The following is a 21,290-nucleotide window of genomic DNA, read 5'->3' on the forward strand; positions in this document are numbered from 1 at the left end:
TTGTGGAGCGCTCGAAAGTAGAGGGAGGACCTGTAATGGCGATTAAGCTAATCAATATCGGATTTGGTAATATCGTATCTGCCAACCGGATCATTTCGATTGTGAGCCCGGAATCGGCTCCAATTAAACGAATCATTCAAGAGGCTCGAGACCGTCATATGCTGATTGACGCTACATACGGCCGACGCACGCGTGCCGTAATTATTACGGACAGCGACCATGTCATTTTGTCCGCTGTGCAGCCTGAAACGGTAGCTCACCGTCTATCTACAAAGGATGACGACAACGACGAATAAGATGGAGACGAAGATGAAGAAGGGGTTATTGATTGTGCTGTCCGGCCCATCTGGCGTCGGTAAGGGCACAGTATGCAAAGCTTTACTGAAGAAAACCAACGATCTTACTTATTCCGTGTCTGCAACGACACGCGAGCCGCGTGCCGGCGAAGTAGACGGTGTGAATTATTTCTTCAAATCACGCGAGGAATTCATGCAGATGATCGAGGAAGATCGTTTGCTTGAATATGCGGAATACGTAGGTAACTATTACGGAACACCATGTGACTTCGTTGAACAGACGTTGGCTGAAGGCCGTGATGTTATTTTGGAAATCGAAGTGCAGGGTGCAATGAAGGTGAAGGAGAAATTCCCGAACGGAATTTTCATCTTCTTGCTCCCGCCGTCGCTCGACGAGCTGAAGGATCGCATTCGTGGTCGCGGTACAGAGCAGGAGCACGTAATCGATTCCCGGATGAATGTAGCCGTTGAAGAGATTGCGTTAATGGAGAACTATGATTACGCGGTCGTTAACGACGAGATTGATCTTGCGTGCAAGCGTATAGAGAGCATCATCATTGCCGAACATTGTAAGATTGGGTCTCAAGAATAAGCTGCAGCAAGGCGCACTTTCATTGGAAGTGTGCCTTGTCACGGTTGTTAGAAGAGAGCGGCTTCTACAACGTAGATAAACGGCATATATTGTCTGCTGGGCGTCTGCGTCAGAAGCGAGGATACGAAAAAAGGAGTGCTGAACCATGCTTTATCCTTCCATTGATGAATTGATGAAAAAGGTTGACAGTAAATATTCTTTGGTAGTTGCAGCTTCACGCCGTGCGCGCCAATTGCGTGAGGGCGGTCGTACGGAATTGAAAAACCCAAAATCCCATAAACAAGTGGGCGTGGCTTTGGAAGAAATTTATGGCGATTACATTCACACAGAGCAAGACCACAGTCAGCTTCAACCAGGTGAATAAACACAACTGCAAATGCGAGCTGGAAGGCTCTTGGTCAGAGAATGAGGCACGAGTTGACCAGTGGCGCATAGCAGGACGGAAGTTCATACAAGTTTGAAAAAGGATAACAACCGCAAGGTTGTTATTTTTTTCAAGAAGAAGGAACAAGGAAGTACTGTAATAGCAATAATTCCTAAAAAATGATACGTTCGGCGGCATATTGGGCCGATTAATCGCCATGCAGTATGGTCATGAATCGCTAGCGGCTAAGGGGATGTCGGCATGTAGGCTGAACGGAAAGGCGGGATACAATGTTGCAAGGGAAAACGATAGTGCTCGGAGTTACTGGAGGCATTGCCGCTTATAAAGCTGCTGCCTTGTGCAGCAAGCTGAAGCAGGAAGGTGCAGAGGTTCACGTCATTATGACGAAATCGGCAACGGAATTCATTACCGAGTTGACTTTCCAAACGCTATCTCGTCATCTCGTATATACAGATACGTTTGACGAGAGGGATGCATCTGTCGTCTCTCATATTGACTTGGCGGATCGGGCTGATCTGATTCTGGTAGCACCTGCAACAGCGAATGTAATTGGGAAGATGGCACACGGGCTTGCGGATGATATGCTGACGACAACGCTGCTTGCAACGACGGCTCCTGTCATTGTTGCGCCAGCGATGAATGTACATATGTATGTCCATCCTGCAGTTCAGCATAACATGGGGATGCTGCGCGAGCGTGGAGTCCACTTCATAGAGCCAGAAGAGGGCCTCCTCGCCTGCGGTTATACAGGCAAGGGAAGAATGGCAGAGCCCGAGCATATCATCGAGCAGCTCAAACAGTGGATGGCTTCCAACAAGCTGCCTGAGAGATTCGGGCCGAGCAATGTGATGACAAGCGTCAAGGCGAATGGCTCTGGCGTACCGCCAGAAGCTGCTGCACAAGAAGAACTGCTTCTATATGGCAAAACGGTACTTGTCACAGCAGGTGGAACTGTTGAACGCATTGACCCCGTTCGCTATATAACGAATGATTCCTCAGGCAAGATGGGATTTGCTATCGCAGAGGCGGCGCGAAATATGGGGGCTCAGGTGGTCGTAGTAGCAGGACAAACGCAAGTATGCCCGCCAGAAGGGGTAACGATTGTCCGCGTGGAATCCACACAGGATATGTACGAGGAAGTCATGAGCCGCTATCCAGAGATTGATCTGGTTGTGAAGACAGCAGCAGTTGCGGACTATCGTCCGGTCGCACGGGCACCTCAAAAGTTGAAAAAGACTGGGGAACGTCTCATCATTGAGTTGGAACGGAACCCGGATATTTTAGAAGAGCTTGGGCGCCAAAAGTCGAAGCAATTCCTCGTTGGCTTTGCCGCAGAGACGGAGCATGTTGATCAATACGCGGCAGATAAGCTGCGCCGCAAACGGCTTGATCTCATCGTTGCGAATGATGTATCGCGATCAGAAGGTGGATTTGGATCTGATAACAATGAGGTATCGATTTATGACGCGGAAGGTCTTGTAGAACGAATTCCGCTTATGGCGAAGAGCGGGGTTGCGAAGCGTATATTGCAGTTGGCTGCATCGAGAATGAAGGATCCGACCCGGGTGCTGGCAGGCGCTGAAGAGGTGCATCCGATTGAGTAGTGAACATGACTGGATGCCTGCACATGAGCCTTTGTTCCATGCGGTGGGGGCCACAGTCTTGGATGAAGGAACTCGCTGCAATGTGGCTCAGGTCATTGTTGATGTATCTAGCAAGGCAACGAATCGCCCATTTGATTATGCAGTGCCGCAGGATATGGAGGCATGGCTCGAAATTGGCAGCAGAGTTGGGGTTCCTTTTGGCGGGAGAAGCGTACAAGGATTCGTCATCGGACTGTCAGATACGACGGATGTGCCGAAGTCTAGATTGAAGCCCATCCAGCAGCTGCTCGACATTGTCCCTCCTCTGCGTCCTGATTTGGTGCAGCTTGCGAAGTGGATGAGTGACCGCTATGTATGTACTTTGACGGCAGCGCTGCAGGTTATGATTCCTGGCGCAATGAAGGGCAAACGGGAGAAGGCCGTTCAACTTGGGGAAGATGCGGTGTTGTATATGCATCACACACGCCTTCATGAAGAGCAGATGAAGGCTGACGATCCTTCAATTGTGGACTCACAGCTTCCCGATCAACTTGAGCTTATGCCTCATAAACTGCTTGCGGACAGCCTCACCGCTGAACTGCTTGCTTATGTAGAACGGAACGAGCCAATCGCTGCCGATAAGCTGCTGCAGGCATTCCCAGCCGGAGCCGCCCTAATCAAAGAGGCGATGCAGCACGGGTGGCTCGTGGAGACGGAGCGAATTAAAGATCGTATCGGCGTGAAGAAGCTGAAGCGTGTTCGCCTTGCTGTGGAACCGGATCAGGCTGAGCAAGCAGCGGTGGAGATTGGCGCTCGCGCTCGCCGTCAGCAGGAATTGCTTCGGCAGCTTCTTGAATTCGGCGGGGAACTTCCGCTTCGCTCGCTCAATGCTTCTGCGGTGAAAGCCTTGGAAGGCAAAGGACTGGTCGTCGTCGACGAGGTTGAGGTTATGCGTGATCCATACGCCGACCGGCGCTTCAAGCCGACTCAGCCGCTGCCTCTAACAGAAGAGCAGCAGAGCGTTCTAAGCCGAATTACCGAAATGCTGGATGAGGGCTCTGCACAATCATTTCTTCTCCACGGTGTGACCGGAAGCGGCAAGACAGAAGTATACTTGCAGGCAATCGACCGCTGTCTCCGTTCCGGCAGACAAGCGATCGTGCTGGTACCGGAAATATCACTGACCCCTCAAATGGTAGAGCGGTTCAAGGGACGATTCGGCTCAAAGGTGGCTGTTATGCACAGTCGCCTGTCCCAAGGGGAGCGTTACGATGAGTGGAGGAAAATACGAGAGCGGCGCGTTCAGGTTGCGATTGGAGCGCGTTCTGCCATATTTGCTCCATTTGAGCATATCGGTCTTATCATTATGGATGAAGAACATGAAACCTCTTATAAGCAGGAAGAGACACCGAAGTATCATGCCCGCGATGTGGCCGTAGAGCGAGCTAGACTGCATGACGCCGTTGTTGTGCTTGGATCAGCGACGCCCTCTATGGAGACGTATTACGCGGCCAAGCTTCATGGATATGAAGCTCCGCCGTCAGGGCTGGAGCCGCCTGCTTGGGATTTGGCTCCGCTGGCCATGCCGACTCGCGTTGGCGGCAGAGCGCTTCCTCCCGTGACGATTGTGGATATGCGTGAGCAACTGAAGATAGGCAATCGCTCGATGTTCAGCGCTCCGCTGGAGAAGGCGCTGGAGGAGCGGATCGAACGGGGAGAGCAGACAGTTCTGCTGTTGAATCGGCGTGGTTACTCCACATTCGTGATGTGCCGGACGTGTGGGTATGTTGCCCAATGTCCTGAATGTGATATTTCTCTGACTTATCATATGAAGTCTGGGCATATGCGCTGTCATTATTGTGGGTACGCGGAACGGGCACCAGTCGTCTGTCCCTCATGCGAAAGCGAGCATATACGCTACTTTGGCACAGGGACACAGCGTGTTGAAGAGCAGCTAGCCAAGCGATTTCCGGGCATACGTGTCATTCGGATGGACGTGGACACGACGACGGAGAAGGGATCGCATGAACGTCTGCTTGCCCAGTTCGGTGAACGCAAGGCAGATGTACTGCTGGGGACGCAGATGGTCGCGAAGGGACTTGATTTCCCTTATGTGACATTGGTAGGTGTTATCGCTGCGGATTCTGCGCTGCACATGCCGGACTTCCGAGCGGCGGAGAAGACATTCCAGCTTCTTACGCAGGTCGCAGGCCGTGCAGGCAGACATCAGCTGCCAGGCGAAGTAATTGTGCAGACCTATGCACCGGAACATTACTCCATTACCCATGCTGCCCAGCATGATTACTCGGCTTTCGCCTCAGATGAGCTAAGGCATAGAATGCAGCAGATGGTTCCGCCTTTTTGTCGATTGGCCTTGCTCTCTATGACACATGAACAGCTGCCGCTGCTCGTGCGTGTCGCAGAGAACGCTGCCCTGCGGCTGAAGGAGCTGGCTGAGCAGCGAGGATGGCTTCATGGGCTGAACGAAGCAGCCAATGCGGTTGAAATTTTGGGGCCAGTTGCTTCTCCAATTCCGCGAATTAAGAACCGCTACCGGTTCCAATGCATTATCAAGAGCAGAGGAAATGTTGATTTGTCCTCTTTGATGGCAGATGCGATGAAGGAGTTCGACATGGTATCCAAAGAACAGGATGTATGGTTCAATGTAGATATCGACCCGCAAATGATGATGTAGAGATGAATATAAAGCACTGGAGCATTCGTCATCAGCGTATATGGTGAATAAACTATAAATAAACGATTCAAAAAGGAAGGTGTGCCCGATGGCATTACGAATTATTGTACACGAACCAGATGAGGTTTTGCATCAAATAGCAAAGGAAGTTCCTAAGATTACGCCGAATATTCAGAAGCTGCTGACAGATATGGCAGATACGATGTACCATGCTGAAGGTGTCGGACTTGCTGCACCGCAGATCGGTATCTTGAAGCGTGTCATTGTTGTAGATGTCGGCGATGAGCATGGATTGATCGAGATGGTGAACCCTGTTATCCTGTCTGCGGAAGGAGAACAGCTTGGACCAGAAGGCTGCTTGAGCATTCCAGGAATCAATGGGGACGTACTCCGCCATCAGAAAATCACGGTAAAAGGGCTTGACCGCAATGGCCGTGAAATTACGGTCGAAGCTGAAGATTTCTTGGCTCGTGCATTCCAGCATGAGATCGACCATTTGAACGGTGTATTGTTCACCGAAATTGCAGAACGGGTATATGAGGTGCCCCGCGAAGGCAGGGAATAAATGATGACGAAGATTGTATTTATGGGGACGCCTGAGTTCGCGGTTCCTTGCTTGGAGAATTTGTTAAAAGAAGGGTACGAAGTTGCAGCGGTGGTCACTCAGCCGGATCGTCCGGTAGGGCGTAAACGTGTGCTGACGCCTACACCAGTGAAGGCTGCTGCGTTGGAGCATGGGATTCCTGTATGGCAGCCTGAGAAGCTTCGTACTTCTACCACGATAGAGGATATTCGCGCTTTGGAGCCGGATCTTATTGTTACTGCAGCTTATGGACAGATTCTGCCGAAGTCTGTGCTTGATATTCCGCGTCTCGGCTGTATTAATGTACACGGTTCACTTTTGCCGAAGTATCGTGGAGGTGCGCCAATTCAGCGTTCTATCATGAATGGCGAGCCGGTGACTGGTGTAACGATTATGTATATGGCGGAAGGCATGGATACAGGCGATATGATCAGACCGATTGAAGTGCCGATTACGGATGAGGATAATGCTGGCACGATGTTCCAGAAGTTAAGCGCTGCAGGAGCACAGCTTCTGATCGATACGCTGCCGGATCTAATCGCAGGTCGTATCCAGGCGATACCGCAGCCTCATGAGGAAGCAACTTACGCCCCTAACTTGAAGCGCGAGGATGAGAAGATCGATTGGTCACACTCTGCGCGTGAGATTTTCAATCAGGTTCGCGGCCTTGTACCGTTCTCTGGCGGATTTACGTTGTGGAACGATGAGGTATTCAAGGTGTGGGCTTGTGAGGCGCCGAGCAAGGCAGAGGCTGATGCATCCAAGGGATCGCAGGAGCCGGGAACTGTGTTGACACTTAGCCCACGCGGCATTGAGGTTCAGACAGGTGCAGGCACATTGTGGCTGACCGAGGTTCAGCCTGCAGGCAAGAAGGCAATGGCTGCTAGCGAATTCGTTCGCGGCGGCAAGATGATGCAAGGGATGGTGCTGAAGTGAGCGAGCAGCATTCGGGAGGCGCGAAGAAGCGCAAGACAGCACGCGATGTTGCGCTCGAGGTGCTTGTTCAAGTGGAGAAGGAGCACTCCTACAGCAATTTGCAATTGAACCAGGCACTCCAAGGAGCGAATTTACCGCGAGTTGACGCAGGTCTGGCGACAGAACTTGTATACGGAACGATTCAGCGATTGAATACGATTGATGGTGTGCTGGAGCAGAAGGTGCAGCGTGGTTTGTCCAAGCTTAAGCCGTGGATGCGCAATCTGCTGCGCATGACAGCCTATCAGCTGCATTATCTGGATCGCATTCCTGCCCATGCCGCCATCAATGAAGCGGTTACGATTGCGAAGCGACGCGGTGGACAGTCCATGGGCGGCTTCGCTAATGGAGTGTTGCGAGCGATTATGCGCGAGCCGAATTTATGGGATACTCCTGCTGGTTCAGATCCGGTCTCACGAATTGTATGGGAGCATTCGCATCCGGCTTGGCTTGTCTCCGACTGGGTCGATGCTTACGGGGAAGCAGACACAGCAGCGATGTGTGAGGCGAACAATCGTCCTCCGCACGGTAGCGTACGTGTAAATGCGCTGCGAACGAATCGTGAGAAGCTGCTTGCCGATATGAAGGAGGAAGGCTTGAATGCAATGCCTTCTTCACTCTCCAAAGATGGAATCGTAGCTGAGGGCGCAGGGAATCTGGCGTTAAGCAAGTGGTATCGCAATGGCGAACTGTCTGTACAGGATGAGAGCTCCATGCTCGTCGTTGAGGCGCTTCGTCCTGAGGCTGGCATGCGAGTGCTGGACTGCTGTGCAGCTCCTGGAGGCAAGACGACACATATTGCGGAGCGAATGGGCAATACGGGTGAGGTAGTGGCTAATGATGTTCATGCTCATAAGGTGGCGCTCATCGCAGATCAGGCTGAACGTCTTGGCTTGACATCAGTAGCGATGATGAATGTGGATGCGTCCACACTAAGCCGCGAACTGCCTTCTGGCAGCTTTGATGCAGTGCTGCTCGATGCACCGTGCACAGGCTTCGGTGTCATTCGACGCAAGCCGGACATTAAGTGGGCCAAGCGTCCTGAGGACGTAGCATCTATTGCTTCCCTTCAAGCTGAGCTGCTTGATCAGGCAGCTCAATTGGTTCGCCCAGGCGGACGCCTCGTCTATTCAACTTGTACGGTTGAGCGTGCGGAAAATGAGGATGTGGTTCGCCGCTTCCTAGCATACGCTGCTGAGGAAGGTTGGGAACTGGATGATGCGTGGAAGGCGGCTCTTCCAGCGGAGCCCCTCGCCGCGGCACTGAAGCGGAGCCCGGAAGGCATGCTGCAGGTACTGCCGCATGATGCGGAATCGGATGGCTTCTTCATCGCTTGCCTGAAGAAGCGCAAGTAAGCATTTCATCGTGCGAATCGCATGATGTTGATACCTGCATAGGGTGTGAAGCATACGCCGCAACGCTCAAGACGAGGCTTCTTGAACGTTGCGGCTTTCTTTTTCAAGCAGGGAAGATCTGCTGCTTGCAACACGCGCTTTTAGCATTCCGCCCATTTGTGGTAAAATAAATCGAACTGCATGATTGAGGAAAGGTAGAGGTTGAACAAACGAATGAAACCATTTATATACGATCTAACATTTGAACAGCTTCAAGAATGGTTGAAGGAGCAAGGAGAGCCGGCATTCCGTGCCGGGCAAATTTTTGATTGGCTATACGTGAAGCGTGTGGATGACTTCCAAGGGATGTCAAACTTGTCCAAGTCGCTTCGTGAGAAGTTGGAGAACAGCTTCCAATTTGTAACACTGAAAGAAATTACACACATGAAATCGCAGGATGGAACGTATAAATTCCTATTCGGACTACACGATGATCATGCGATTGAGACTGTCATTATGAAGCATAGTTATGGGAACAGCATCTGTGTAACGACCCAGGTTGGATGCCGTGTAGGCTGTACCTTCTGTGCCTCTACGCTTGGCGGGTTGAAGCGGAACCTGACAGCGGGCGAGATTGTAGCCCAAGTCGTCGCTGCGCAGAAAATTCTGGACGAATCCGAAGAGCGCGTGAGCAGCATCGTTATTATGGGGACGGGAGAGCCGTTTGAAAATTATGATGCGACGATGGCGTTTCTGCGCATTATGATCCATGAGAAGGGGCTGCACATCGGACAACGTCATATTACGGTATCAACGAGCGGCATTGTGCCAAGCATTTACAAATTTGCTGACGAGAATACGCAAATCAACTTGGCGATTTCAATTCATGCGCCGAATGATGCTCTGCGTTCGAAGCTTATGCCCGTTAACCGCAGATTCCCATTCGAGGAAGTGATGAAGGCGCTCAAGCATTATCAAGTGAAGACTGGACGCCGTATAACCTTCGAATACGCCCTTATTGGCGGTGTGAACGATAAGGTTGAGCATGCGGAAGAACTTGCAGATGTATTGAAACGTATGGAAATGCTCGCACATGTCAACTTGATTCCGGTCAACTATGTACCGGAGCGGAATTATGTACGTACCCCTCGCAACGATATTTTTGCATTCCACCGTGCGCTTCAGGATCGAGGTATTAATTCGACGATACGCCGGGAGCAGGGGCATGACATTGCTGCAGCGTGTGGACAATTGCGAGCGAAGCATATGGAGTCTAATGCGAGGTGATCGAAAATGAGAGCTGTACAACGTTCTGATGTAGGACGCGTCCGTGCGGTCAATGAAGACCGTGCTTTCCTGTCCGAGTTGTCGAACGGCTATTACGCAGCTATCGTAGCCGATGGAATGGGTGGACATCAGGCGGGAGATATTGCAAGCCGACTTGCTGTCGAGACGGTTATATCTGAATTGTCAGCATTGCCAGGTGATTTGGATCAGGAGATGCTGGGCAGTGCGCTTGAACAGGCGATTATCCGAGCGAACCAAACAATTTTTCATATTGCCTCTCAAGATGAGAAGTATCATCACATGGGAACGACAATTGTCGCGGCCCTCTTCGATAAATCCGATTGGAAAGGATTTATCGGGTATATCGGCGACAGTAGAGCCTATGTGATTAATCGCAGTGGAATCAAGCAGCTGACGGATGATCATACACTAGTCAATGAGCTGGTGAAGCGCGGTCAGATCGAGCCACAGGAGGCAGAGCGTCATCCGCGGCGCAATGTACTTATTCGTGCGCTCGGAACGGACGAGCAGGTGGAAGTGGATCTGCTGTCTGTTGAAATTCGTGTTGGAGATGTGCTGCTTCTATGCAGTGATGGATTGACGAATATGCTGAATGCTGAACAAATATGGGGAGTTGTCATTGATCCTTCGCTCCCGCTGCCTGTCAAGGCGGATCGTCTGCTCGGACAAGCGCTTGATGCCGGGGGGGATGACAACATCACGATTGTCCTTCTGGATCGTTTGGAGAACAGCGTTGTGGAAGAGGGGGGTAGCTCATGATTGGCACCATACTGTCTGGTCGCTATGAAATCATTACGCGGATTGGTGGAGGCGGCATGGCGCTTGTGTACAAGGCGCTTGACAATTTGCTGAACCGCTATGTAGCAGTCAAAGTATTGCGCCAGCAGTTCGTTCATGATGAAGAGTTTATTCGCCGATTCCGCCGGGAGGCGCAGTCTGCTGCATCGTTGTCTCATCCAAATGTAGTCAGCATTTATGATGTTGGACAGGAAGAAGATACTCACTTTATCGTTATGGAGTATGTGGAAGGGCATAATCTGAACGAGATTATTCTGGAGAGGGCTCCCCTGCAGGTTGACGAGTCGGTGCGAATCACTACGCAAATCTGTGACGCGCTTGATCATGCCCATCAGAATCATATTATTCACCGCGACATTAAACCGCATAACATCTTAATTGGCCGGAACGGCCGCGTCAAGGTGACAGACTTCGGGATTGCACGCGCGGTTACTTCGTCGACGATCACACAGACTGGATCTGTGGTCGGCTCGGTTCATTATTTTTCTCCAGAACACGCGAAGGGCGTGTCGACAGGAGAGAAGTCTGACTTATACTCGCTGGGGATTGTGTTATATCAGATGCTTACCGGCAAGCTTCCGTTCCTCGGGGAGAGCCCGATCAGCGTGGCGCTGAAGCATCTGCAGGAGCCGTTCGATGAACCAAGAGTGGTTAATCCGCATATTCCTCAGAGCGTGGAGAACGTCATTCTGAAATCGATGCGCAAAAATCCTGCTGAACGATATCAATCCGCAGCCGAGATGATGCGTGATCTGGAGACATGCTTGCTGCCTGAACGTCTGCATGAGTCCAAAATTACATTCAAGCCGCGGCCTGTCTATGATGACGATCAAGAAACGCGGGTGATGCCTGCAATTCGCTCCACGACGTCAGATCATGCAGCTAGCCCTCAGGGGAGGACGGGAAAGCCTCCTGAGCGCTCGGCATCATCTGCTGCAGCTGGAGCAAGCAAGCGCAAGTCTTGGGTAAAGCCTGCGATTTGGGCAAGTGTGACAGTTGTATTCCTAGCGATTTTAATCGGTGTAGTGTATTACGTGAAGAGTGTGCTTGTTGTGAAGGATATTGAAGTTCCGAAACTGATCAACATGACGTTACAAGAGGCCCAGAAGGAACTGGGCGCTCTCAAGATTGAGATTGAGGATCCTGTAATTGAGGAATATAAGGAAGGCTTCGAGGCGGGGAAAATCTTCGACCAGAGCAAGCCCCCTGGATCGATGGTGAAGGAAGGCTCGACCATTCGCTTATATGTGAGCAAAGGCACCCCGCTTGTGAAGCTTGCTGATTACAAGGGGAAGTCGGTCGACAATGTCGTACAGCAGCTGTTAGATCTAGGATTTGACAATTCACAGATTGAGAAGAAGCTCGTCTATGATGATGAGTTGGAAGAAGGTCTGGTCGTCAGCATGTCTCCTAGCCCGAATACGGAGGTCGATCCGAAGAAGACAACGATTCAGCTTATGGTCAGCAAGGGCAAGGAATCGTTCGGCATGCCGAACTTGAAAGGCATGACCAAGGAAGCGGCCATTGCCGCGATTGAATCGAGTGGACTGAAGCTGGCTAGGGACGGGGTTGTGGAAGAGCCGAGTTATGAAGAACAAGGCAAGGTAATTAAGCAGCAGCCGTACGAGGCAAATGATCCGGTGACGAAGGGTGCGGAAGTTCGTATCTACATTAGCTCAGGCTATCCGCCTGAGGCATTGCGATATACGTTCCCGTTAACGGTGTATCCGGAAGTGGAAGGCAAGTCGAGCAAGATTCGGATCTATTATACGGATGCCCGCGGCGAGAAGAGGGAATGGGGAACAGAGACCATTTCGACGGCCAAAACGTTCAATGTGGAGCTTATTCTTGCACCAAATAAGGATGGAGCTGTGTCCTTTGAGCGTGACGGCAAATTCGTAGATGCTTATCCTGTCTCTTATACCGATGCGAAGCAGGGAACGGTACACATCCCACCACCTCCTGATATTCCGGCTACTACACCGCCAGGAGGCACTCCAGAACAGGGAGGCGGCCAAGGCAATGGCGAAGGGGTCACTCCTCCTGCGGATGGAACAGATGGACAGAACGGAGAGGCAGGGACAGGCGGTGAGGAAACTGGGAACTAATAGTTGGCCTCGCTGCCGTGCAATGAATAGCAGGAACGTGAAGAGCTTGGAGGAGCATATATGCCAGAAGGTTTAATTGTAAAGGCGCTGAGCGGCTTCTATTATGTTCGGCCCGATGAGTCTACAGATGAAGAGGTCGTTCAGTGCCGTGCCCGCGGCATTTTCAAGAAGAAAGGCGTGTCCCCGCTTGTCGGGGATCGCGTCACCTTCTCTATGACGGATAATGGAGAAGGTACGGTAGATCAGATTGAGAAGCGGAAGACAGAGCTGATTCGTCCGCCAATTGCGAATGTGGGGCTGGCAGCGCTTGTCTTCTCGGTAGCTGAACCCGTATTGAACCGCCAATTGCTGGACAAGTTCCTTGTACATATCGAGCACGCGGGACTTGATGCGGTTATCGTGTTGACGAAGTGCGACATCATCGAAGGGTTGCCAGAGACAGAGCAGTCGGCTGCACGTCAGGAGATGGAAGAGACAATTCGTCTGTATTCCAATGTCGGTTACGACGTTATTTCTACCAGTGCCCGAGGCGGGTATGGCTATAGTGAAGTGGAGAGCAAGTTGATTCAAGACATCAGTGTATTTGCGGGTCAGTCTGGTGTCGGCAAGTCATCGCTACTTAATGCGATGCTGCCCGGCGTATCGCTGGAGACGAACCAGATCAGCCATCGTCTCGGTCGAGGCAAGCATACGACACGTCATGTGGAGCTGCTTGCATTGCCCCGTGGCGGCTATATTGCGGATACTCCGGGATTCAGCCAGCTGGATTTCTTGGAACTGGGCGTTGATCAGCTTGGAGACTGTTTCCGCGAGTTCAGAGCATATGCAGACGGCTGCAAATTCCGTGGCTGTACGCATATTCATGAACCCGGTTGTCAGGTAAAGATGGCTTTGGAGCAAGGCGATATTGCGAAATCCCGCTATGAGCACTATGTGCTATTTTTTGAGGAAATGAAAGAGAAAAAACGGAGGTACTAACATGACACAGCAGAACGACATCCGAATTGCCCCTTCCATTTTGTCCGCTGACTTTGCGAAGCTTGCGGAGGATATTCGTGACGTAGAGCGAGGTGGCGCCGACTGGATCCACATCGATGCGATGGATGGCCGCTTCGTTCCGAACTTGACGTTTGGTCCGCTCATTGTAGATGCTATCCGTCCGCATACGGAGCTGACATTGGACGCTCACCTCATGATTGTGGAGCCGGAGAAGTACGTTCCTGACTTTGCTAAGGCAGGAGCCGATGTCATCACCGTACATGCGGAAGCTTGCCCGCACCTGCATCGTGTGGTGCATCAAATTAAGGAATGTGGTGCCAAGGCAGGCGTCGCGTTGAATCCTGGCACCTCGCTGTCGGCTGTTGAGGAGCTGCTCGGTGATGTGGATTTGTTCCTCATCATGACGGTCAATCCAGGGTTCGGCGGACAGAAATTCATTTCTTCGATGACGGATAAAATCAAGCGTCTGCGTACAATGCTGAACGAACTTGGCAGACAGGACGTCCATATTGAAGTGGATGGAGGAATATCGGCAGAAACAGCTGGCCTCGTTACAGAAGCGGGAGCGGATGTACTCGTGGCAGGCAGCGCGGTGTATGGGGCACCGGATCGTGCAGAAGCGATTCGTGTGCTTCGCGAAGCAGCAAGAAGAGGGTGACACGGCAACTAGATTGCGCAGCGGCATCATGGGATATACGTGTGGGAGAACGCGCGTGATGCTGCTGAGTGGCAAAGGGGAGAAAAGCATGTGGGTAACAGCGCTAATGCTGACGCTGTACAGCTTTGTGTGCGGATCACTAATAGGATTGTATGCATTTTTGACCTTTCCGATTAACTTGGTATGCTCGGTGGGGGCTTTGTTTCTTGGATACAAGTTCTTCAAGCGGTATCAGACCAAGAGCATTCGGATCTGGTTTGTATCCTTGTCCGTATTGTTTTACTTCATCTTTTTATTCATGATGTCAGTTGTCACATATTTGAAGCAATTGCCTACGCCTGCTGCCTGAATCCTTCAGAATCGGGCTTGCTCTCCATGCATAGAGCTTGTGGGGTCGGCATATAGTGGTTACATGAGCACAGATCTCATGTAACCTTTTTTCTTATCATGACGGGTCTTTCGGACATGTCGGCGAATAGAAGTGTAGGGTAGATGAGATGACGAGGAGGGTGGAGTATGAAGTTCTATACGTTTAAGCTGCCTAAGTTCTTGGGAGGTTTCGTCAAGGCCATCTTAAATACGTTTCAAAAAAACTGACGTTCCTGGCGGCCATGATGCTGAATCCGTATCCATCATCCACCACCCGAACGTATTCGTATATGAAGGGCAGCGGGAACGGAGCAACAGGCTCAGCACATATATGATCGATAGTGGGTTCCGGCATGCAGCAGAAACGGTTGTTCCGTCCCGTTCGGAGGTCCGACCGTTTCCTGCGAGATGGCATAAAATTCATGTCATTTCATGTAAAATAAGGACAAATCAAAAAAGACTCCCCATTGAACGATGTCAATGAGGAGTTCATCCCGATATGAAAAAAAGCACCTGATCGCGTCAAGGTGCTTTTTGTATATCTTACATGGGATTAGACGCGAGTCACTTTACCTGCTTTCAAAGCGCGTGTGCTCACGTAGACGCGTTTAGGTTTGCCATCTACCAAGATGCGAACCTTCTGAACGTTAACGCCCCAAGTGCGGCGGTTTTTGTTATTCGCGTGCGACACGTGATTACCGGATCCAGGTTTCTTCCCCGTTACATAACATTTGCGAGCCATGCCTTACACCTCCTTATCCCAAAACAACCCTCATACAATTAAATACTCAAATATGATATCATATATGAAAAAGCCTCGTCAACTGAATCAAAAACTTTGTTTATTTCTGTTTTCTATTATAGTACAATGTTGATTAGTCCATAATACTCACAAAAAGGGGTGGAACAACCATGGCCATTCAATTGGATACCAATCTCGGAGCTGTGAATATTTCCGAAGGGGTCGTAGCAGTCATCGCCGGATCAGCGGCAATGGAATGTTATGGACTTGTGGGCATGGCCTCGCGCAAGCAGTTGAAGGACGGCATTGCTGAGCTGCTTGGTCGCGAAAATCTGACGCGTGGTGTCGAAGTGCGCCGGGAGCAAGATGCGCTACATATCGATTTATATATTATTGTTAGCTACGGAACGAAAATATCCGAAGTGGCGCACAACATTCAACAGAAAGTGAAATATGTATTGAATGATGTAGCTGGCCTGTCAGTCGAGCAAGTCAACATCTTTGTCCAAGACGTACGCGTATTAAGCTAGGAAGGGGAATATTCGTTGAATATACGTTCTTTAAATGGAACACAATTTGCCAATATGGTGCTAAGTGGTGCGGACAGTCTGAATCGCCACGCAGAGCATGTCAATTCATTAAATGTCTTCCCGGTACCTGATGGGGATACGGGAACGAATATGAATTTGACGATGACAGCAGGCGTTACTGAACTGAAAGCGAAGATGTCTGCATCCATCGCCAAGTCGGCAGAAGTTTTGTCCAAAGGATTACTAATGGGAGCCCGGGGTAACTCGGGTGTTATTTTGTCTCAATTGTTCCGCGGCTTTAGCCGTGGTGTTGCTGGTTTGGATGAGGTGAACTCGGTTCAGTTCGCCCATGCGATGCAGAGTGGTGTTGATACCGCTTATAAGGCTGTCGTCAAGCCGGTTGAAGGGACGATTTTGACAGTTGCGAAGGAAACAGCCAAGTACGCTGTTCAAATTGCTCGTCGTACTCCGGATTTGACGGAGTTTATGCGTGAGGTATTAGCAAAGTCCAAGGAAGCATTGGCGAAGACGCCGGATATGCTGCCCGTGCTCAAGCAAGTAGGCGTTGTAGACTCCGGTGGACAAGGCCTCGTATATATTTATGAAGGTTTCTTGGCTGTTCTGGAATCCGCAGATGGTTCTTTCCATGAGTCGACTGCGTCTGCAGCCGTTCATACACCATCCGGAGCAGCGACTCCGCATGTGAATGCTTCTGCTCAAGCGAAGCTGCATACGGAAGATATTGAGTTCTTGTATGATATGGAATTTTTCATTGATCGTACGCGCGGAGTATCTAAGCCGTTCGATGAAGACAATTTCAGGAAAGCGCTTGCCAAAAATGGGGATTCGATCATTGTGATTCCAGATGATGAGATCATTAAGGTTCACGTTCATTCCCGCAAGCCAGGTGAAGTATTCGATCTGGCCATGGAGTATGGAGAGCTGACGCAAATGCACATCTTGAATATGCGCGAGCAGCACCGTGAGATCATTCATGGCGAACACGGCGATGTGTCTGCTATGCCTGAATTATTCGCAGAAATTCCTGTACAGGAAGTAGCTGTAGAATCCACTTTGGTAGAGCCGCCAGCTGAAGAACTTGCACCTTATGGCTTTATCGCTGTAGCAATGGGCGATGGCATCCGGGATATTTTCAGCAGCTTGGGCGTAGACGTTGTGCTTTCTGGGGGACAAACGATGAACCCAAGTACACAAGATTTCATCGACGCTATTGAGTCGATCTCGGCACAGCATATCTTCATCTTGCCGAACAACTCTAACATCGTGATGGCTGCGAAGCAGGCTGCAGAAATCGTGGAACGTGATGTAACAGTACTTGTCAGCAAGACAATTCCACAAGGGATTGCAGCGGCATTCGCCTTCCAAGAAGACGAGAGCTTGGAAGTGAACCGCTGTGCGATGGAGGACGCTATCGCTCATATTACGTCTGGTCAAGTGACGTACGCGGTGCGTGATACGACGTTGGATGGTCTGGAAATTAAGGCCGGACATTATATGGGTATTGTAAACGGGAAGATCGTAACGACGACGGAATCGGTTGCGGATACGCTGCAGCAGCTGATGACGAAGATGTTGGAGAACAATGGGGAAGTCGTGACGCTTCTTACAGGAGAAGAAGCGAAGGACGAGGATACGGAAGCGATTGTTGCATGGCTCAGCGAGCAATATCCGAACGCTGAAGTAGAAGTGCATCAAGGCGGTCAACCGATCTATTCCTATATCATCTCCGTAGAGTAGGACAATGTGGAGGGGGATTCTGTATGAGTCATATTCGTATCGTAACGGACAGTACAGCGGATATTCCGCAGGATGTGCGTGAACGCTACGGAATCGAGATGGTTCCGCTCAAGGTGCATTTCGGTCAGGATATGTTCAAAGATTCTGTAACGATTACCGCGGAACAGTTCTATGAGAAGCTGGTGCAGGCTGACAAGCTTCCTACAACATCTCAGCCTTCGCCAGTTGAGTTTTTGGATGTATATAAGCGTTTGACTACAGAATCAGACACCCAAGTTATTTCGATACATTTGTCCGCAGCGCTCAGCGGAACGTATCAATCTGCGGTTCTCGCCAAGAGTATGATCGAGGATGAGGCGGATATTACAATTATTGATTCGATGTCAGCCTCTTATGGATTTGGATTGATTGTCGTTGAGGCGGCCCGCATGGCGGAAGCAGGTCAATCCAAGGACGAGATACTGTCCATGATTGATCGTTATCAAGCGGAGCGCTCTTTATACTTTTTAGTGGATTCATTGGAATTTTTGCATAAAGGCGGACGTATCGGCAAAGCTGCTGCTATGTTCGGTGCTCTGCTAAACATTAAGCCTATCTTGTCTGTAGATCGTGCAGGTGAAGTATGTGCAGTGGACAAGGTTCGCGGTCATAAGCGTGCTGTTGCACGCATCGTTGAACTGCTGGAGCGGGATCACGGAGGCCATCCGGTTCATGTCGTGATGGGCTACACGAGTGACCAATCTGCAACAGATGAACTAATGGAAGCGATTAAGGAGCGGTTTGATATTCGCTCCTTGTCATATACGGCCATCGGAGCCGTTATCGGCACCCACGTCGGAACAGGCGTAGGCGCTGTGTTCATGTGGCGCGCTGATACGGATACTGCCGAATCTATGCAATAGGGTAAGTGTGGTGCAATTATGATTGAACTTAAACAATGTCCGGTTACGATGATCAAAGGCGTGAGCGCTTCGAAACAACAAGAGCTTCACGCCTTTGGCATCTCTACCGTTGCTGATTTGCTTGATTATTTTCCATATCGTTATGATGATTTTCATCTTCGTCCGCTTAGCGAACTGAAGGATGGAGAGAAAGTAACTGTTGAGGGACGGGTGATGAGTGCTCCTGTCCTTCAGCGATTTGGGGGCAAGTCTCGCTTGTCCTGCAAGGTGATGGTAGAAGATTGGCTCATTACGGCCACCTGGTTCAACCGCCATTACTTGCGCGAGCAGCTGACACAAGGCCGGGAGATTGTATTGACAGGGAAGTGGGATCAACGCCGGCTGCAAATGACGGTGTCGACATCCGAATTCTCTGACCGTGGGGGAGGGCGTAAGAATACCTTGCAGCCGGTCTATTCGGTTGGTAGCAAGATTACGCAGACATGGATGCGCAAGACGATCACCCAAGCGCTCCAACAGTTCGGAGAAGCAATTCCTGAGCTAATGCCCCCGGAATTGATGCGGCGCTATCGACTGATGCCGCGCAAGCTGGCAGTACGAGCGATGCATATGCCGCAAGATGCGGAGGAAGGCAAGCAAGCACGAAGACGAATGGTCTACGAGGAGCTGCTGCTATTCCAGTTGAAGCTGCATGTATTCCGTGCAGTGACTCGCGAGCGCGCCGACGGCGTTGCACATGAGGTGGATAATGCGACAATTCGCGAGTTCGTCCGCAGTCTTCCCTTCGAGCTTACAGATGGTCAGAAGAAGGCTATAACCGATATTTTACGTGATATGCGGGCCAACACCTGCATGAACCGTCTGCTTCAGGGTGATGTTGGTTCTGGTAAGACGGTTGTTGCCGCTGTTGCCCTGTACGCTACCGTACGTGCAGGCTATCAGGGAGCGCTCATGGTGCCTACAGAAATATTAGCGGAGCAGCATATGCGTTCGCTAACGAAACTGTTCGAACCGCATGGCATTGAGGTTGGGCTGTTAACCGGCAGCTTGACTGGACGGAAACGGAAGGATCTGCTTGCTTCCTTGCAGATGGGCATGATCGATATCTTGGTTGGGACGCATGCGCTTATCCAGGATGACGTTCATTATCGGAAGCTCGGCCTTGTCGTAACAGATGAGCAGCATCGGTTCGGTGTCAATCAGCGGAGTATATTACGGCGCAAGGGGATGAATCCGGATGTGCTTCTGATGACGGCGACGCCAATTCCGCGCACGCTGGCGATTACGGCATTTGGCGATATGGATGTATCCTCAATCCGTGAACGTCCTGCAGGACGCAAAGCCATTAAGTCATACTGGGTGAAGCATGACATGATGGATCGGGTGCTTGGCTTCATCCGTCGTGAAGTATCTGCTGGTCGCCAAGCCTATATTATTTGTCCACTTATTGAAGAGTCGGACAAGCTGGATGTGCAAAATGCGATTGATGTGCATGTGCAAATGCAGCAGGCCTTTCCGGATTTGCATGTTGGCTTGCTGCATGGCCGCATGACGCCATCGGAGAAAGACGAGGTCATGCGCACATTCAGTACAGGAGAAACTCATGTACTTGTATCGACGACTGTAATCGAGGTTGGTGTTGATGTACCGAACTCGACGCTCATGATCGTGATGGATGCGGAGCGCTTCGGCTTGTCTCAGCTTCATCAGCTTCGTGGACGTGTTGGACGCGGTGAGCATCAGTCTTATTGTGTACTCATTGCGGATCCGAAGTCGGAGGTTGGGCAAGAACGTATGCGCATTATGACGGAAACAGACGATGGCTTCGAATTGTCTGAGCGCGATCTGGAGCTGCGCGGTCCTGGCGACTTCTTCGGAACGAAGCAGAGCGGGATGCCAGACTTCAAGGTCGCGGATATGTCGAGCGACTTCGCTGTGCTGGAACAGGCGCGGGATGATGCAGTAGAGCTTATCCGATCTGAGGCATATTGGACATCGCTTGAATACGCCCCGCTCCGCGATGCTGCCCAGCAGGAGCAGCTATTCCAAGGGGAGCTTCTCGATTAGTCGATGGTATAGTGCGGATAGAATGAAAACGGGCGGATAGTAGACAAGCGGGCAAGCATATATTGGAACAGTATTCCGTTTAGAGGTTGTTCAAAACGCATGATTTTGATAACCAACCTTTTTGAACTTGCATGGATTTGCAGGATATGTTCTGGAGGTGCTGCCCGCATGAGTTATGTAAAATACGGCATTAGCCCACAGCTGGTGGAGCGAATAAAGCTGAAATTGAAAAATCCGGTGACGAAAGATCGTGTGAAAAAGCTTGTCGAAGGATTGAGTAAGGCAGATTTGCAAAATCGCGCGACAATTAAGCGCTTGATGAAGCAAATCGCGAAGGTGCTTAATGAGCCGCTAACGAGCCAGCAGGAGGATCAGTTCGCTGATTTTATCATTGCGCAGAAGATCGATCCGAACAATACGTTCCATTTATTGAAGCTATGGGGGATGTTCCGCTGATACACGCCCTTTTCTTGAAGCCTTGGTTCTATAGTTATACGCAGAAGCTCAGTTCTCTTAGGAGGACTGGGCTTCTTGTGCGTTATGCCGGATTTATGCTGGTTAATATGGTTTGGCTTCATTGCAGCACAATATAGGTCTAGAGAGGATTC

Annotated in this window: 21 protein-coding genes; 20 read left to right on the plus strand and 1 reads right to left on the minus strand. The window is 50.6% G+C overall.

Going from position 1 to position 21,290, the window contains the following annotated elements; all coding sequences use genetic code 11:
- Positions 1-35: 35 nt before the first annotated feature.
- From remA to spoVM, 15 genes are all read left to right on the plus strand, one after another.
- Positions 36-296, plus strand: a complete 261-nt coding sequence (gene remA / locus M3661_RS04840; protein WP_005548256.1) for an extracellular matrix/biofilm regulator RemA — start codon at positions 36-38, stop codon at positions 294-296.
- 13 nt (positions 297-309) lie between these two features.
- Positions 310-888: a guanylate kinase gene (gene gmk, locus M3661_RS04845; RefSeq protein ID WP_065290335.1), complete on the plus strand. Its 579-nt coding sequence runs from the start codon at positions 310-312 to the stop codon at positions 886-888.
- Between the two features lie 145 nt (positions 889-1,033).
- A complete protein-coding gene (gene rpoZ / locus M3661_RS04850) occupies positions 1,034-1,252 on the plus strand; it encodes a DNA-directed RNA polymerase subunit omega (RefSeq protein WP_065290281.1) in 219 nt (72 codons plus the stop codon).
- Between the two features lie 290 nt (positions 1,253-1,542).
- Positions 1,543-2,877 carry a bifunctional phosphopantothenoylcysteine decarboxylase/phosphopantothenate--cysteine ligase CoaBC gene (gene coaBC, locus M3661_RS04855; RefSeq protein ID WP_072728824.1) on the plus strand — a complete coding sequence of 445 codons (1,335 nt, stop codon included), beginning with the start codon at positions 1,543-1,545 and terminating at the stop codon, positions 2,875-2,877.
- Positions 2,870-5,551, plus strand: coding sequence for a primosomal protein N' (gene priA / locus M3661_RS04860; RefSeq protein ID WP_251482686.1), 2,682 nt, complete (start codon positions 2,870-2,872; stop codon positions 5,549-5,551). The genes coaBC and priA overlap by 8 nt, the downstream gene beginning before the upstream one ends.
- 88 nt (positions 5,552-5,639) lie before the next feature.
- Positions 5,640-6,116, plus strand: coding sequence for a peptide deformylase (gene def, locus M3661_RS04865; RefSeq protein WP_021256654.1), 477 nt, complete (start codon positions 5,640-5,642; stop codon positions 6,114-6,116).
- Between the two features lie 3 nt (positions 6,117-6,119).
- Positions 6,120-7,070: a methionyl-tRNA formyltransferase gene (gene fmt / locus M3661_RS04870; protein ID WP_090511587.1), complete on the plus strand. Its 951-nt coding sequence runs from the start codon at positions 6,120-6,122 to the stop codon at positions 7,068-7,070.
- A complete protein-coding gene (gene rsmB / locus M3661_RS04875; RefSeq protein ID WP_251482688.1) occupies positions 7,067-8,464 on the plus strand; it encodes a 16S rRNA (cytosine(967)-C(5))-methyltransferase RsmB in 1,398 nt (465 codons plus the stop codon). The genes fmt and rsmB overlap by 4 nt, the downstream gene beginning before the upstream one ends.
- Positions 8,465-8,677: 213 nt before the next feature.
- Positions 8,678-9,730: a dual-specificity RNA methyltransferase RlmN gene (gene rlmN, locus M3661_RS04880; RefSeq protein WP_028531234.1), complete on the plus strand. Its 1,053-nt coding sequence runs from the start codon at positions 8,678-8,680 to the stop codon at positions 9,728-9,730.
- A 6-nt stretch (positions 9,731-9,736) separates the two neighbouring features.
- Positions 9,737-10,510 carry a Stp1/IreP family PP2C-type Ser/Thr phosphatase gene (locus tag M3661_RS04885; protein WP_065290284.1) on the plus strand — a complete coding sequence of 258 codons (774 nt, stop codon included), beginning with the start codon at positions 9,737-9,739 and terminating at the stop codon, positions 10,508-10,510.
- Positions 10,507-12,657, plus strand: a complete 2,151-nt coding sequence (pknB, locus tag M3661_RS04890) for a Stk1 family PASTA domain-containing Ser/Thr kinase (protein ID WP_251482691.1) — start codon at positions 10,507-10,509, stop codon at positions 12,655-12,657. The genes M3661_RS04885 and pknB overlap by 4 nt, the downstream gene beginning before the upstream one ends.
- 60 nt (positions 12,658-12,717) lie before the next feature.
- The gene (rsgA, locus tag M3661_RS04895; protein ID WP_251482694.1) at positions 12,718-13,635 is read left to right on the plus strand and encodes a ribosome small subunit-dependent GTPase A; all 918 of its coding nucleotides are present in this window, start codon (positions 12,718-12,720) and stop codon (positions 13,633-13,635) included.
- 1 nt (position 13,636) lies between these two features.
- Positions 13,637-14,314, plus strand: a complete 678-nt coding sequence (gene rpe, locus M3661_RS04900) for a ribulose-phosphate 3-epimerase (protein WP_251482696.1) — start codon at positions 13,637-13,639, stop codon at positions 14,312-14,314.
- A complete protein-coding gene (locus M3661_RS04905) occupies positions 14,268-14,663 on the plus strand; it encodes a hypothetical protein (RefSeq protein WP_251482698.1) in 396 nt (131 codons plus the stop codon). The genes rpe and M3661_RS04905 overlap by 47 nt, the downstream gene beginning before the upstream one ends.
- A gap of 167 nt (positions 14,664-14,830) precedes the next feature.
- Positions 14,831-14,911 carry a stage V sporulation protein SpoVM gene (gene spoVM / locus M3661_RS04910; RefSeq protein WP_019424875.1) on the plus strand — a complete coding sequence of 27 codons (81 nt, stop codon included), beginning with the start codon at positions 14,831-14,833 and terminating at the stop codon, positions 14,909-14,911.
- Positions 14,912-15,236: 325 nt separating this feature from the next.
- Here spoVM and rpmB read toward each other — a convergent pair whose 3' ends face one another.
- A complete protein-coding gene (gene rpmB, locus M3661_RS04915; protein ID WP_005548278.1) occupies positions 15,237-15,425 on the minus strand; it encodes a 50S ribosomal protein L28 in 189 nt (62 codons plus the stop codon).
- A gap of 170 nt (positions 15,426-15,595) precedes the next feature.
- Between rpmB and M3661_RS04920 the strand changes: the two genes are divergently transcribed.
- The 5 genes from M3661_RS04920 (at position 15,596) to M3661_RS04940 (ending at position 21,138) form a co-directional block, all read left to right on the plus strand.
- Positions 15,596-15,955 carry an Asp23/Gls24 family envelope stress response protein gene (locus tag M3661_RS04920; RefSeq protein ID WP_021256645.1) on the plus strand — a complete coding sequence of 120 codons (360 nt, stop codon included), beginning with the start codon at positions 15,596-15,598 and terminating at the stop codon, positions 15,953-15,955.
- Positions 15,956-16,009: 54 nt separating this feature from the next.
- Positions 16,010-17,713 carry a DAK2 domain-containing protein gene (locus M3661_RS04925; protein WP_065290338.1) on the plus strand — a complete coding sequence of 568 codons (1,704 nt, stop codon included), beginning with the start codon at positions 16,010-16,012 and terminating at the stop codon, positions 17,711-17,713.
- Positions 17,714-17,736: 23 nt separating this feature from the next.
- Positions 17,737-18,615 (plus strand): DegV family protein, encoded by an 879-nt coding sequence (locus M3661_RS04930; protein ID WP_065290286.1) that lies wholly within the window; start codon positions 17,737-17,739, stop codon positions 18,613-18,615.
- 18 nt (positions 18,616-18,633) lie between these two features.
- Positions 18,634-20,682 (plus strand): ATP-dependent DNA helicase RecG, encoded by a 2,049-nt coding sequence (gene recG, locus M3661_RS04935; protein WP_251482700.1) that lies wholly within the window; start codon positions 18,634-18,636, stop codon positions 20,680-20,682.
- A gap of 168 nt (positions 20,683-20,850) precedes the next feature.
- Entirely contained in the window at positions 20,851-21,138 is a 288-nt protein-coding gene (locus tag M3661_RS04940) for a stage VI sporulation protein F (protein WP_021256641.1), read from the plus strand.
- Positions 21,139-21,290: the final 152 nt, after the last annotated feature.

Source organism: Paenibacillus sp. MER 180 (assembly GCF_023713665.1).
In the GTDB taxonomy this organism is placed as follows: Bacteria; Bacillota; Bacilli; order Paenibacillales; family Paenibacillaceae; genus Paenibacillus_B; species Paenibacillus_B suaedae.